The organism is Halorhabdus sp. CUG00001, from assembly GCF_009797925.1.
GTDB lineage: Archaea > Halobacteriota > Halobacteria > Halobacteriales > Haloarculaceae > Halorhabdus.
In genome coordinates, this window is sequence record NZ_VOLB01000001.1 from 2,337,848 (window position 1) to 2,352,109 (window position 14,262).

Annotated in this window: 14 protein-coding genes and 3 tRNA genes; 11 read left to right on the forward strand and 6 right to left on the reverse strand. The window is 62.9% G+C overall.

Annotated elements, in window-relative coordinates; translation table 11 throughout:
- Positions 1–17: 17 nt before the first annotated feature.
- From FR699_RS11570 to FR699_RS11585, 4 genes are all read left to right on the forward strand, one after another.
- Positions 18–317 (forward strand): HalOD1 output domain-containing protein, encoded by a 300-nt coding sequence (locus FR699_RS11570; protein WP_233263409.1) that lies wholly within the window; start codon positions 18–20, stop codon positions 315–317.
- 62 nt (positions 318–379) lie between these two features.
- Positions 380–751, forward strand: coding sequence for a methylglyoxal synthase (locus FR699_RS11575; protein WP_154552616.1), 372 nt, complete (start codon positions 380–382; stop codon positions 749–751).
- A 58-nt stretch (positions 752–809) separates the two neighbouring features.
- Positions 810–883 (forward strand) — tRNA-Phe (locus FR699_RS11580).
- A gap of 564 nt (positions 884–1,447) precedes the next feature.
- Positions 1,448–2,140: a type 1 glutamine amidotransferase domain-containing protein gene (locus FR699_RS11585; protein WP_154552607.1), complete on the forward strand. Its 693-nt coding sequence runs from the start codon at positions 1,448–1,450 to the stop codon at positions 2,138–2,140.
- Positions 2,141–2,384: 244 nt separating this feature from the next.
- On the opposite strand, the gene FR699_RS11590 is transcribed toward FR699_RS11585, so the two are convergent.
- Entirely contained in the window at positions 2,385–2,915 is a 531-nt protein-coding gene (locus tag FR699_RS11590) for a 50S ribosomal protein L16 (RefSeq protein WP_154552606.1), read from the reverse strand.
- A 147-nt stretch (positions 2,916–3,062) separates the two neighbouring features.
- Between FR699_RS11590 and FR699_RS11595 the strand changes: the two genes are divergently transcribed.
- From FR699_RS11595 to serA, 3 genes are all read left to right on the forward strand, one after another.
- Complete coding sequence (locus FR699_RS11595; RefSeq protein WP_154552605.1) at positions 3,063–4,052, forward strand: glutathione S-transferase family protein; 990 nt, start codon at positions 3,063–3,065, stop codon at positions 4,050–4,052.
- 185 nt (positions 4,053–4,237) lie between these two features.
- A complete protein-coding gene (gene hcp / locus FR699_RS11600; protein ID WP_199268317.1) occupies positions 4,238–5,545 on the forward strand; it encodes a hydroxylamine reductase in 1,308 nt (435 codons plus the stop codon).
- Positions 5,546–5,650: 105 nt separating this feature from the next.
- Positions 5,651–7,216: a phosphoglycerate dehydrogenase gene (gene serA, locus FR699_RS11605; protein WP_158855505.1), complete on the forward strand. Its 1,566-nt coding sequence runs from the start codon at positions 5,651–5,653 to the stop codon at positions 7,214–7,216.
- A gap of 24 nt (positions 7,217–7,240) precedes the next feature.
- Here the strand turns inward: serA and FR699_RS11610 are convergent, their stop codons facing one another.
- Positions 7,241–8,509, reverse strand: coding sequence for a M48 family metallopeptidase (locus FR699_RS11610; RefSeq protein WP_158855506.1), 1,269 nt, complete (start codon positions 8,507–8,509; stop codon positions 7,241–7,243).
- A gap of 193 nt (positions 8,510–8,702) precedes the next feature.
- Between FR699_RS11610 and FR699_RS11615 the strand changes: the two genes are divergently transcribed.
- The 3 genes from FR699_RS11615 to FR699_RS11625 all read left to right on the forward strand — a co-directional run bounded on the left by FR699_RS11615 (position 8,703) and on the right by FR699_RS11625 (position 10,494).
- A complete protein-coding gene (locus FR699_RS11615; RefSeq protein ID WP_158855507.1) occupies positions 8,703–9,284 on the forward strand; it encodes a J domain-containing protein in 582 nt (193 codons plus the stop codon).
- A gap of 45 nt (positions 9,285–9,329) precedes the next feature.
- A complete protein-coding gene (locus tag FR699_RS11620; RefSeq protein WP_154552601.1) occupies positions 9,330–10,022 on the forward strand; it encodes a phosphoglycolate phosphatase in 693 nt (230 codons plus the stop codon).
- Between the two features lie 103 nt (positions 10,023–10,125).
- Entirely contained in the window at positions 10,126–10,494 is a 369-nt protein-coding gene (locus tag FR699_RS11625) for a hypothetical protein (protein ID WP_154552600.1), read from the forward strand.
- A 313-nt stretch (positions 10,495–10,807) separates the two neighbouring features.
- On the opposite strand, the gene FR699_RS11630 is transcribed toward FR699_RS11625, so the two are convergent.
- A tRNA-Ile gene (locus FR699_RS11630) sits at positions 10,808–10,882 on the reverse strand.
- A 353-nt stretch (positions 10,883–11,235) separates the two neighbouring features.
- A tRNA-Asn gene (locus tag FR699_RS11635) sits at positions 11,236–11,308 on the reverse strand.
- Positions 11,309–11,423: 115 nt separating this feature from the next.
- Between FR699_RS11635 and cca the strand changes: the two genes are divergently transcribed.
- Positions 11,424–12,776, forward strand: a complete 1,353-nt coding sequence (gene cca, locus FR699_RS11640) for a CCA tRNA nucleotidyltransferase (protein WP_154552599.1) — start codon at positions 11,424–11,426, stop codon at positions 12,774–12,776.
- On the opposite strand, the gene FR699_RS11645 is transcribed toward cca, so the two are convergent.
- Both FR699_RS11645 and FR699_RS13455 read right to left on the reverse strand, forming a co-directional pair.
- Positions 12,755–13,765 (reverse strand): histone deacetylase, encoded by a 1,011-nt coding sequence (locus FR699_RS11645; protein ID WP_158855508.1) that lies wholly within the window; start codon positions 13,763–13,765, stop codon positions 12,755–12,757. The genes cca and FR699_RS11645 overlap by 22 nt on opposite strands.
- Positions 13,762–14,202: a histone gene (locus FR699_RS13455; RefSeq protein WP_154552597.1), complete on the reverse strand. Its 441-nt coding sequence runs from the start codon at positions 14,200–14,202 to the stop codon at positions 13,762–13,764. Before FR699_RS13455 ends, FR699_RS11645 begins: the two co-directional genes overlap by 4 nt.
- Positions 14,203–14,262: the final 60 nt, after the last annotated feature.

Sequence of the window (14,262 nt, forward strand, 5' to 3'; positions counted from 1 at the left end):
CTCCTCCGAGGTGCTTTATGCACGACGTCCTTCCACACAGTCACATGTGTCCGGGTGATCGCTATGTCATCCCAGACGGCGCGGACGAGGATTCCTGGATTCAGCCCCGTGCTATCGATACCCTCGTCTTCGATGCTATCGCCGCGGCGACCGACACTGATCCTGCAGCTCTCGATCCGCTGGCCGAATACGTCGACCAAGCGGCCCTCGCGTCGGTATTCGACGACACCGACGGCGCTACCGAATGTTCCTTTACTGTCGAGGCGTACGACGTGACTGTCCATCGCTCGGGAGACGTCGACGTCCAGGGTCCCTAGGCCGGTCGCGATCCAGTCGTGAATACTCAACTTCTTTATTCGCCGCCCTGTCTGGTAGACGTATGACACGGATCGCGCTGATCGCTCACGACGACGAGAAGCCCGAAATGATCGACTTCGTTCGGACTCACGAGGACGCCCTCTCGGAGTTCGAACTCGTCTGTACCGGGACGACCGGGAAGCGAATCATGGAAGAGACTGACCTTGCCGTCGAACGCAAACAGTCCGGCCCCCTCGGTGGCGACACCCAGATCGGGGCGGAGGTCGCAGACGAGGCCGTCGATGGTATCGTCTTCCTCCGTGACCCGCTGACCGCCCAGCCACACGAACCCGATATCTCGGCTCTGTTGCGCATTTGTGACGTCCACGATACCCCGATGGCGACCACTCGCACGTCGGCGGAGTTCCTCATCGACGGGCTCGCCGAACAGTAAGCTCCGGCGCCGGCTTTCGAAATCCTTTTTGTGACGGTCACCGACGTTCGGAGTACGCGCCGCCTTAGCTCAGACTGGGAGAGCACTCGACTGAAGATCGAGCTGTCCCCGGTTCAAATCCGGGAGGCGGCATTCCACTTTTGCTTCGTCGGATCGTTTCGCGTCGCTTCCCTACCCAAGCGGATCGAACTGTGCGATACGCCCGCATCGATCGTGACGACCCGAACGGCCACTGGGTGGCTTAACCATCTCGATTGGGCTGCTCTGGTCATCAATCGTCGGACTGACGGCAGAACGGTGGCTGCCTGGGCTCGCAGTCGCTCCATCCGATCTGGACATCGCCGATACCGACCGCTGCGAAGGCGACACGGCAAGTTGTGTCTCAATCTAGCCGACGGCCGACTTGGTGTCGGACCTCGTCGACCCCACCGCGTTTTGACTGTGGGTTCGCTGGAGTACTTTCGAGGATCGGTCAATACCGGTCTCCAGACCCCGGGGCGCTGTCGCCGGGAGCGACTCGATTCCTGCGAGATGCTCGTCACCGTAGAACAGATACAAATCGCCCCCGTATCGCGGTGCCGAGTAGCAATCCAGAGCCGTCCGGAACGTCTGCTTGTTGCATCGAGCGTGTCCACACTCGCCAGCGGGTTGCCGTAGCCAATCAGTATTTCACTGTTCGTCCACTACTTCCCATCGATGCCGACTGCACTATTCATTGTCAGTGAACACGGCTATTGGGGCGAAGAATGTATCGAACCGTTGACGACTTTCGACGAAGCGGGTGTCGATATCACTGTCGCGACGCCATCTGGCGGTCCTGCCGTTTTGGACGAGCGCTCGGTCGATCCCGATGAGGTCGGCGAGGAGACGGCCCAACGCGTTCGGGAGATCCACGAGAACGACGAGCGATTGAACGATCCCGAACCGCTTGCGGCCCTCGACCCGACGTCGTTCGATGCGATCGTCTTCCCCGGTGGCCACGGCGCTGAATGGGACGTCAATCAAGACAAGCACGCACGGACAGCCCTTCGAGAGGCCGTCGAAGGCGACGATGGGAAAGCCCTCGTCGTTTGTCACACCGTCGGGATCTTGGCGTTTACGCGCGATAGCGACGGCGGGTATCTCGTCGACGGGCGCTCGGTCACTGGCTTTCCCAACGAGTGGGAAGCCGGGATCGTCGACGATCACGACCGCATGCCTGACGGCCGGAAACTACCGTACTGGGTCGAAGATGAGGTCAAAGCCGCTGGGGCCGACTGGGATGCACAACTCGATGCTGAGACTAGCGTCACCGTCGATGGCGACCTCGTGACTGCGCGTGGACCTGGTTCCTCGGCCGCAGGCGCACGGACGTTCCTCGACGAACTGGGCATTTCTTACGACGGATAACGCGGCCTCGTCGCCGCTCGTAACCTCCCAGGTGACGTTCGGCGTACTGACCACACGGGCCAGTCACCAGTCGTGACAGATCGCAACTCCTCGTGTGGCTCGTTGGCGTTTCCTCGATGTGCCTGTTCGTAGCGTTGGCGTCGTCATTCCGGTCGACGGCGAGTTGACTCTCTTCGTGCCAGTCGTGGAGGGCCAACGCTGCGAGTTACCGTGGACAGAGTGGCGACGAGAAAAGTGGGTGGCGTTACGCGATCAGCAACTCTTCGCCACGCTCGATTTTGATCCGGCAGGGCGGTGTGATCTTGTTGTAGGCCCGACGGAAGGCTTCCTTGACGGCGTCGGCCTGATCGACGTCACAGTAGGCGGTGAACAGCCGTTCCCCCGCTTGGACGCGAGCGGCCGTGCCGACGATCTTGCCGAAGGACTGACGCATCCCGTCGGAAACACGGTCGGCACCTGCGCCGGTTGCCTGCTTGTTCTCCCGGATGACCTGGTGGGGGAACTTCCGGAGGACCATCTTGTAGTTGCCCTCGCCCAGTTCCTTGATCAGATGGCGGTTGGCCGACAGCCGCGAGGCCTCCATCGAGCCGTGGCGAAGCTGGACAGTCTCCTCGACGACCAGCGAGATCTGGACGGGATAGTCTTCAGGGTCGGTGTCAGCGTCGCCCATCTTGTGCTGTGCGATCTTCGAACCGGGGATACCGGTGATGTATTCGCGCCGGGTGTAGGACGGCTTGTCGATGTCCCGGTACATCGAGGCTGGTTTTTCCGACATGGGTTTCTCTTGGCGAATCAGAGGGAAAGGCGTCAAATAAGGGCTTCGAAGCCAGTTTCACCGGGCAGATCTCACGCCAGTGCAACTGGTGGTAACACTCACGTCACTCTGAGGTTTATGCGTCGCGGTCGCCAAGTAAGCGGTACAATGAACATGCTCGTCGATGGTGAGTGGCGTACCGACGCCTACCAGACGACCAACGAAGATGGTGCTTTCGAGCGCCAGACGACTGCTTTCCGCGATCGCATCGAGGACGATCCCGACGCGCGATTTCAGCCCGAGGCCGGCCGGTATCACCTCTACGTCTGCCGGGCCTGTCCGTGGGCACACCGGACGCTGCTCACGCGGACGCTGAGGGGACTCGAAGACGCGATCACGGTCGATTACGTCGATCCTTACCGCGGCGACGACGGTTGGCAGTTCACCCCCGAGAAAGACGGCTGTACACCCGACACGATCAACGGAAGCGACTACCTTCGAGAGATCTACGTGGCGGCCGATCCCGACATGACTGGCCGCGTAACCGTGCCGGTCCTCTGGGACAAACAGGAAGACACGATCGTCAACAACGAGTCCGCCGAGATCATGCGGATGCTCGATACGGAATTCGACGATGTGGCCGACAACGACGTCGATCTCTATCCCGAGGGCTATCGCGAGGAGATCGACCGGCTCATCGAGGACATCTACGAACCGATCAACAACGGTGTCTACAAGGCTGGCTTCGCCGATTCCCAGGATGCCTACGACGAAGCACTCGAGGAGTTGTTCGATGCCCTCGATCACTGGGATTCGGTGCTCGCCGACCAGCGCTATCTCGCGGGTGATCGTCTGACTGAGGCCGACATCGCGATGTTCACTACCCTCGTCCGATTCGATGCGGTCTATCACACCCACTTCATGTGCAACCACAAGCTGATTCGGGAGTACGACCACCTCTGGCCGTATCTGCGTGACGTGTATCAAACGGGAGACGTCGCCAAGACGGTCGACCTGGCTCATATCAAAGAACACTACTACACGACCCATCCCGACGTGAGTCCCAAGCGCATCGTCCCGACGGGACCGGATCTGGACTTCGAGGCCTCCCACGATCGCGATGACCTGCCGGGCGGGCCGCCCGCCGATCTCGCCTGACTTCCGGGAACAACATCATTTTACATAATCGTTCACTGTTCTGTACGTTCTGGCCGCTACTGTACGCGAAATTCGACGTTCGCAAACACCGTATAAACAACCTGGACGAACGTGTTCGCTCCCGTTCCCAGAAGACGGGGAGTTGGTAGACGAGGTATATGGGTGGCGTCCGGACAGTGACGTGTATGATGGACTGCCTGCAGTGTGAGCAAACGCTCGACGGTGGCTGTACCGTCCAGGGCGTCTGTGGCAAGGACCCGAACCTCGACAGTTTACAGGAGACGATGATCCTCGGCGCGAAAGGCGTCTCGGCGTACGCCCATCATGCCCGCGAGATGGGATACGTCGATGAGGGTGTCGATGCGACCGTCCACGAGACGCTGTTTCACACGCTGACGAACGTCAACTTCGACATGGACGAGACGGTCGGCCAGGCCCTGGACCTGGGCTCGGCCGCCATCGACGCCATGGAACTGCTCGATCAGGCTCACGTCGACACGCTGGGCAAACCCGAACCCGCCGAAGTCCCGGAGAATCAGGTCGATGGGAAGTCGATCGTCGTTACCGGCCACGATCTGTACGCCCTGAAGGAACTGCTCGAACAGACCGAAGGCGAGGGGATCAACGTCTATACCCACTCGGAGATGCTGCCCGCCCACGGCTACCCCGAACTCGCCAAATACGACCACCTGAAGGGTAACGTCGGCGAAGCGTGGTTCGACCAGCGGGATCTGTTCCGTGAGTTCCCCGGCGCGATCGTCGGGACGTCGAACTGCTTGATGCCGCCGGTCGATGATTACGTCGATCGGTTCTACACGACGACCGTCGCCGGCCTTGAAGGGGCGACCCATATCGAGGACGGTGACTTTGCGCCCGTCATCGAACAGGCCAAGGAACTGCCCGAACCCGCCGACGACGAGTGGAACAGTGACGAAACCCTCTCGACGGGCTTCTACCACGAGACGGTCCTCGACCTGGCACCCCAGATCGTCGAAGCCGTCGAGGAGGGCAAGCTCCGGCACTTCTTCGTCATCGCGGGCTGTGACGCCCCGACCGACGGTCGTGCCTACTACCGCGAACTCGCCAAGAACGTCCCTGACGATTGTGTCGTCCTGACGACCGGCTGTGGCAAGTTCCGCTTCAACGACCTCGAATACGGCACCGTTCCCGGGACGGACATCCCCCGCTTCATCGACCTGGGGCAGTGTAACAACTCCATCTCGACGGTCAAGATCGCCCAGGCACTGGCCGAAGCCTTCGACTGTGGCGTCAACGACCTGCCCGTGAGCATCGTCCTCTCGTGGTTCGAACAGAAAGCCGTCGCCGTCCTGCTGGGCCTGTTCGACCTGGGTATTCAGGACGTCCGCATCGGCCCGACGATCCCCGAGTGGCTCACCGACGACGTGGTTGAGCTCCTCAACGACGAGTTCGGGCTCCAGGCCATCGGCGATCCCGAAGAGGATCTCGCCGAGATGCTTGGCGAACCGGTCTGAGGCTCCGAATTTCCGTTCGGCGACCCCTCGTTTTCTCGGCGGCGGTGACTCGCGCGTCGCGACGAACTCTAAAAGGTTAATGTGGTGGGGAAATTCCCTCCAGGCATGAAGGTACTGGTCACGGACCCGATCGACGACGCTGGTCTGGCGCGCCTCCGGAGTGCCGGCCTGGACATCGTCGAGGACGTCGACATCGATACCGACGGCGTTCTCGAGATCGTCGAGGATATCGACGCAATGCTCATCCGCGGGACGGAGATTACCCGTGAGGTTTTCGAGAACGCACCAAATCTCAAGGTCGTCTCGCGGGCGGGGATCGGGGTGGACAACATCGATATCCCGGCAGCGACCGACCACGGCGTCATCGTGGCCAACGCACCCCGCGGAAACGTCTATGCCGCGGCCGAGCACACGATCGGCCTGGCCTTTAACGCCGCAAAGCGCATCCCGCAGGGCCACATGCAGGTCGGCGATGGCGGTTGGGATGGGGCGTCTTTCGAGGGGCTGGAACTGGGCGGGATGACCGCCGGGATCGTTGGCCTGGGTCGCCTTGGCCAGGAAGTCGCCTGGCGCTTTGACAATCTCGGGATGGATCTGCTCGCCTACGATCCGTACCTGGGAGAGGCTCGCGCTCGCCAGATGGGCATCGAACTCCTCGACCTCGATGAACTGCTCGAACGCGTCGATCTCCTCTCGGTCCAGGCTCGCCTGACCGACGAGACGCGGGACCTGATCGGTCCCGAGCAGATCGATCGTTTCGGCGGCGATCTCGTCGTGTTGAGCTCCCGTGGTGGTATCATCGACGAGCAAGCGCTTGCCGATGCCGTCGAGAGCGGCGACATCGAGGCTGCCGGCGTGGATGTCTTCTCGACGGAACCACCGGCCGAGGACAATCCGCTGCTCGCGGTCGACGACGTTGTCGTCACACCCCACCTCGGTGCCAAGACCTACAACGCGCAGGTCAACGTCGCTGTTACCGCCGCAAACAGTATCATCTCCGGGCTCGAGGGTGACGAAGTCCAGAACGCGCTCAATATCCCCTCGACGGACGCGAGTTCCGATCCCGAGACGCGAGCGTACGTCGACGTCGCCGAGACGGCCAGTAAACTCGCCTTGCGACTGTTCGACGGTCGCGTCCAGTCCATCGAAATCGAGTACGCCGGCGAGTTGGCCAACGAGGAAGTCGACCTGCTCACCGCAGCCGTGTTCAACCCCTTCGGCTGGCAGGACGTCGTCGTCGACGCCCCGACCCGGATCGCCGAACAGCGCGGGATCCAGGTCGTCGAGAGCCGCCGCCGCGAGACCGAAGACTACCAGAATCTGGTGTCGATCACCGTCTCCGACGACGAGCACGAACTGACCGTCAGCGGAACCCTCTTTGGCGACAACGAACCCCGGATCGTCGAGATCGATGGGTTCCGCGTCGATGCGACCCCACACGGCACGATGCTCATCTCGTACAACAACGACGAACCGGGCGTCATCGGCTCGCTCGGCTCGATCCTCGGCGAGTACGACATCAATATCGCCGGGATGGCAAACGCCCGCGAGGCCATCGACGGCGAGGCCATGTCCGTCTACAACCTCGACACGCCTGTCAGCGACGAGGTTGTCGATGCCATGGAGGCCGACGATCGAGTCACGGACGTCGAAGTCGTCGAACTGAGTTAGCCCACTCGTCTTGGGGGCACAGACTTACACTTGTGCTGTCTGTTCGCTTTTGCCCGCTGTTTCCCGAATGTGTTTGATCCGGTCCGGGATCGGCGGGTGATCGTAGTGGAAGGTTGCATACAGCGGATGGGGAAACGGGTTCGAGAGGTTCTCGCCGGTCAGATCACAGAGTGCCTCGACCATGGCGTCGGCCTCGATGACCTCGACAGCGAAGGCGTCGGCCTCTCGCTCGTGGGCCAGCGATAGTCGGTTCGAAAGCGGCGCGGACAGCCGTGCGACTGGTTCGAGCAACAGTGCAGCCACCCCGAGGCCGGCGTAGATCGGCTCCCCCGCGATGCCGAACATGTCGTACAGCCAGGTGGCCTCGACCAGCAGGGCGGCACCGAACAGCAACACGCCGATCTGGACGGTCCCGGCGGCCAACTGTTTCCAGACGTGACCACGCTTGTAGTGTGCCAGTTCGTGAGCCAGGACAGCCTGCAGTGACGGCACCGAGAGCTGCTCGATGAGCGTGTCGAACAGGACTACGCGCTTGGTGGCCCCGAACCCGGTGAAGTACGCGTTGGAGTGACTCGACCGGCGGCTGGCGTCCATCTCGTACAGTTGCGAGCAAGTGAAGCCGGCTCGATCAAAGACGTCACTCACGGCGTCTGCGAGGTCACCGCCCTCGATCGGCTCGAAGTCGTTGAACAGCGGCGCGATCACACGCGGATACAGCACCTGCATCACCAGCGCGAACGCGACGAACAGTAGCCACGCGGCCACCCACCACAGGCCCCCAATCGCGTCGATCGCCGCGAACAGTGCTGCTGCGAGTACCCCGCCGAGAGCGACCAGCACGACCAGCGAGACCACGAGATCACGGAGCCAGAGCGTGAGCGTCTGCTGGTTGAAGCCGAACTGCGATTCGACGACGAAGGTATCGACGACATCGAACGGGAGCGCGATCGTCTGGAGGGCGATAGCGGCCCCGAGGACGAACACGGCCCCGCGGACGACGAGAGGCCACCCAGTCGCCTCCAGAGCCGCGACGGCGTCGGCGTACACTCCCGAATACAGCACCAGCAAGACGACGAGCAGCGTCACCCACGTCTGGAGTTGTCCCAGTGCCGTCCCGAGTCGGTTGTAATCCAGCAGTTCCTGTGGCTCCTCGACGCCGAGTCGGTCCCGCAACCACTCGCGTTCCTCGCTGACGGTCCGCTCGGCGTGTCGCAGGTTCAGCGCGGCGAGTGCGGTGAAAAACGCCTCGGTCCCCACTAACAGGGCGACGAAGACGAGCTGAGAGACGAGCATAGCCGCCGGTTGGGCACGGGGGATAAAAAGGGCCGTGCAGCCAGACTCGGCGCCACCGGGCGAGCCAATCCGCACGGAAGACGAGCGCGGCATCGCCCGGTGGACATCCGATCTCCCCGGGGGGCCGCTTGCACTGAGTGGCGGGACCGCCGGGGGCGAGAGGCTTACGGAACTGCCACCACAAGTGAGCGACGTGCACCGATCGCGGCTGCTCGTGGGCCTCGCCGCTGCGTTCGCACTCATGACAGCAGCCTTGGCCGCAGCTGGCATCCTGTACAACCTCGCGATCCTCGGGCCGGCGGCGCTGTTCGGGACCGTGACGTACATTCTCTGGGCACACGGCACGGGGCGACTCGCGGCCCGCATCTATCGCCGCGTCGAAGGCCGCGCCGCGACCAACGGCGGGCGCGCCGGATCCCGGGAGCCGGGCCGCCAGGCCGGGGATCGTTCGGGTGGTCGCGCTCGGGCGAGTGCTGAGCGCCGACATCGACGGGCAGCCAACGGCGGTGGCCCCCGGACCACTGGCCGGCGTCACCGGGCGGCGAGTGGCGACGCCAGTCACTCCCAGAGAACGCCCGGTACAGCGCCAGGGGCCGGTCCGTCGATGGCCCCCAGCGACGCCCGTGACGTCTTGAACGTCGATCCGGACGCCGATCAGGCGACGATCCGAGCGGCATACCGTGAACGCGTCAAGGCGGTCCACCCGGATGCCCCTGATGGCGACACTGATCAGTTCAAGCGCGTCCAAGAGGCCTACGAGACGCTCACAGCGTGACGGCGAAACGCAACCGGCATGCCGGCCGCCCGCGTTCGTAGACGTATGTCCGCCGCCTCGGTGCCGCTGGTGACAGACATCGACGGAACGCTGACCAACGACGAGATGATCCTCGATCCCCGCGTCGGGACGGCACTGCGGGCCTGGAACGGGCCGGTCGTCCTCGCCACGGGGAAAGTCCTCCCCTTTCCGATTGCGCTCTGTAACTACATGGGGCTGCAACGCAACGTTATCGCCGAGAACGGCGGCCTCTCGTTCGTCGACGGGGCCGATACAGTCCGTATCCACGGCGATCGCGAGGCCGCCCAGGCGGTCGCCGACGCCTACGTCGAAGCCGGCTACGATCTCGGCTGGGGGCCAGCCGATCTGGTCAACCGCTGGCGGGAGACGGAGATCGCTCTAGCCCACGATATCGCGGTCGAACCGCTGGAATCGATCGCCGCCGAGCACGGTCTGGAAGTCGTCGATACCCAGTACGCCTACCACGTCAAATCGCCGAACATGAGCAAGGGCGATGCACTCGAATCGGTCGCGCCGGCCCTCGGCTACGACACCGACGATTTCGTTGCCATCGGTGACTCCCAAAACGACGTCTCGACGTTCGAGCGAGCGGGGACCGCAATCGCCGTCGCGAACGCCGACGAGGCGGCGATCGACGCCGCCGATCATGTCACTAGCGCGGCCTTCGCCGATGGCTTTCTCGATGCGCTCGATCGTGTCGACGCAGGCGAGTGGTAGTTGCCCTCTGGACCGGTTCGTCGATCAGCGTCGGGAGTTTGAGCAGCGACGTATCGAACGTGCTTCGTGAGGGTATTATACAATCACCGGTGTATCCCGAGGTATGGAGCGATACGATACGAAACTCGACGACGGGACACTGTACGTCCAGTGGGACGATGGCTGGCTCGAACTCGGGTCGATGGCGACGATCCGTGACCTACTCGGCGGGGACACCTACGAGATCGAGTACGACGACGACCAGTCGAAAGTCCCGTGGCTCGAGAACGAACTGGAAGACAACACGCTCACGTTCGACGTGACGGAGGCCATCACAGACATGGATTTCAACGGCGACTTCGTCAGTGAACTGGCCGAGGTCTCCATCGACGACACTGGCCGGGCCGGCCATCCTCAACGAACGGCGGCCTTCGCCGAGAAGATGCGCGAAATCTGGGACGCACAGGGTCAGACTGCCGACAACGACGACTGACGCGACTCCCTCGACGGATCGAGTACCCGTCGGCCAACCGCCAACGTACCCGTCTCGTCGCCGCTTCGAACCACGAGGGCGTGTCTTGATCTCCGTGGCCGGTGGCGGTCACCGAGAGAACGCCTTCCCAGCACGAACGGGTACGCACACCCCCTCGTTTCGGGTCTCAACGTCGCACAACCGCGAGAGGGCTGTCCAGCAGTTGGACGAGATCTCACAATCACGTTTCCGAAAAATCTATACTACGCGATTTCGGGGTCGTGAGGCAGCAACTAGCCGTATTAGAAAAAATCCAAAACGGTCAGTTACTGGATGGGCCCGCTCGGATTTGAACCAAGGACGAAGCGGTTATGAGCCGCTCTCTCTAACCAGACTGAGATACGGGCCCTCACACGGCCATATCCGGTCGGTCACTAAAATTGTACCGTCTTCGTCAAGAGGGAGACTGTCGCTCTTCACAAGTTGCCGCTGGCAGAACCACGCCGCCGTCAGAGCAAACTCTGGCCTGCCGTGACTTTCACCCCAACTCACGGCCGCCGCTAGGACTCGAACCGATCCAAGACGGTCCTGCTCACTCACTATGTTCGTTTCGCGGGCTGGGACTGCCGGGCTCGAGTCCTGACGGAATTTCGTCGACACTGCCCACGGACGACTCGCTATCGCTCGCGGTTTCACCGCTCGCATCGAGGGCTCACTTCGTTCGCCCTCGCTACGCTCGTCGTCATGTTCGCAGTAGAACGACGCCGCCGCCAGGACTCGAACCTGGGACAACCACGTTAACAGCGTGGTGCTCTACCATCTGAGCTACGGCGGCAGGCATCCCGAGGTAATCGGAGTTATTTGATAGGGCTTTCGTTTCGAGTCCGCTGCCGGCCGGCGGTCGCGGGCGCACCGTTACGCTTTCCCGTCACTGCCGAATCTTCCCAGTCATGAGCGACGAGGTCACGGCTCTGCTCGATACCGTCCGCGAACGCGTCGACCCCGACGCCGAGGAGCGCCGAAAACTCCGAGACGTCACCGAGACGGTTATCGAGCGAGCCGAGCGTGCCATAGAGAGCCACGACCTCGCGGCGGACGTGATGCTCGTCGGCTCGACCGCCCGGGACACCTGGATCGCCGGCGATCGTGATATCGACGTTTTCGTCCGGTTTCCACCCGAAACTGATCGGGGGCGACTCGAGACGCGTGGCCTCGAAATCGGCCACGACGTCTTGCCGGACGGCCACGAGGAATACGCTGAACACCCATACGTCGTCGGCGAGATCGATGGCTACGACGTGGATCTGGTCCCTTGTTACGACGTCGAGGATGCGACCGCCATCCAGTCCGCTGTCGATCGAACGCCGTTCCACACGCAGTATCTCCACGCTCGACTCACTGACGAGCTCGCGGCCGACGTCCGGCTCTGTAAGGCCTTTCTCAAAGGTATCGGCGTCTACGGGAGCGACTTGCGGACGCGGGGCTTTTCGGGCTATCTGACCGAATTACTGGTGGTCGAACACGGTGGCTTCCGGCCACTCGTCGAAGCTGCGGCCGACTGGCAGCCACCCGTTCGCTTCGATCCGGCGGCCCACGGACAGGCGACGTTCGACGATTCCCTCGTCGTGATCGATCCCACCGATCCCGAGCGCAACGTCGGGGCTGCACTCGCCAAAGCCAACGTCGCAACCTTCCAGCATTACGCCCGTCAACTACTGGCCGACCCCCGTGAGTCACTCTTCGAGCCGGCCGATCCCGACCCGATCTCGCCCGACGACGTGCGTGCGTTCTTCGAGCGGCGTGGGACGACTCCTCTCGCCGTGACGCTGCCGACGCCTGATCTCGTCGAGGACGATCTCTACCCACAACTCGAAAAGTCCCTCGAAGGTATCGTCGGGCTGCTCGATCGCCGGGGATTCGACGTGCTTCGTGCCGATGGGTTTGCCGGCGACCGGGTTGTCCTGCTGGCCGAACTTGCGGTCGCCGAGCGACCTGCCGTCGAACGCCACGTCGGGCCACCCGTGCACGTTCGCGACCACGCCGAAGGCTTCTACGAGTCGTATCAAGATACTGATGCGTATGGCCCCTTTGTCGAGGGCGATCGGTACGTCGTCGAACGGGAACGGGACTACCGCTGTGCCGACGCGTTGGTCCGGAGTGACGAACTCTTTCAGGTCGCACTCGGCACGGCGATCGAAGACGCGCTCGAAGACGGCTACGAGGTCCTCGTTGGCTCGGCGGCCGCCGATCTCGCGACCGATTTCGGCACGGAATTGGCCGCTTACTGCGCGCCAAAGCCCTGATAAATCAGTGCGTCTCGAACGTTACGGCCGTCTTCGCCGGGATCTCCCTCGACTGGTTCGGGATCCTTGCCACTGAGTACGTCTTGGACTTCCCGCACTCCCGCAGAGAGGGTCTCTAATCCGTACCCTCCTTCCAGTACGAACGCCAGCGGTGCGTCGATACGGTCGGCCAGGGTCGCCAACCGCTCGGTGAGCATTCCGTACCCACCCGTGGAGACGAGCATCCGCGAGATCGGATCCTGTTCGTGGGCGTCGAACCCGGCACTCACCAGCAGAAGGTCCGGATCGAACGCCTCGAACTCCGGTTCGACGATGACGTCGAACACCGAGCGATAGTCGGCGTCACCGCATCCGGGCGGGAACGGGACGTTCAGTGTCGCCCCCTCTCCCGGCCCCTCGCCAGTCTCGCTGATGTCGCCAGTCCCGGGATAGAGTCCTTCTTCGTGGATTGACGCGTAGTAGACGTCACCGCGGTCATAGAAGATGTCCTGCGTCCCGTTCCCGTGGTGGACGTCCCAGTCTAAGATCGCCACGCGATCGACGTCCCGTTCGGTCAGTGCCCGCTCGGCGGCGACGGCGACGTTGTTGACGAAACAAAAGCCCATGGCGTCGTCGCCGACGGCGTGGTGGCCAGGTGGCCGGCCGAGCGCGAACGGCGTCTGGGCACCGTTCGCACCGTCGAGTGCGGCTTCGGCCGCCCAGGCGGCCAGGCCGGCACTCGCCATCGCCGCGTCCCAGGTTGCCTCGACAGCGACCGTATCGGCGTCCCAGTTACCGCCGCCGTTGGCGCAGAACTGCCGGACTGACTCGACATACGCCTCGTCGTGGACGTCACGCACTTCCGCCTCGCTCGCGGCCTCGGCCGCGACGTAGGTGACGTCTTCACTGTCTTCGAGCGTCTGCCTGATGGCCCGCAACCGGTCCGGACTCTCCGGATGGCGGCTGCCGGTGTCGTGTTCGAGGCAGATCTCGCGGTACCCGAATTTCATTCAACGTATTGCTGGAGTTGAAAGTAGACTTCGACGTCCGCTGCCTTAATCGTTCGGCGTCCCGCGTGTTCGGCCAGCGACGCCGCGGCGGCAGCGATGTCGTCGCCTTCCTCTTCCAGAATCGATGCCAATGCGATCCTGGCGTCCATCGCGACCCGGTACCGGTCGTCGATATCGAGACGAGCAATCCGATCGACGGGTGCGATCGGCACTTCGAGCGCGTCTTTTTCGGGGACGGTTTCGACGCCGAAATCAGCTGCCATCAGCGTCTTTCGCCCATCGTTGTCGGCCTGTGCAGCGGCGTCGACGGCCAACTCCGCCCCGCGGGATTGGATCCGGCGAGTGAGTTCCTCGGTCGCCTCGGCGCTCACCCGCAATCCACCGGCGTTGCGCCGGATGATCGAATCGACGGGGGCGAACGGTAGCTCGACGCTCATACGCCACACGGGGGCGGTTTGGGTCTTAAGGGTTTCCACCCGGCGGCGATCACTTTGTTC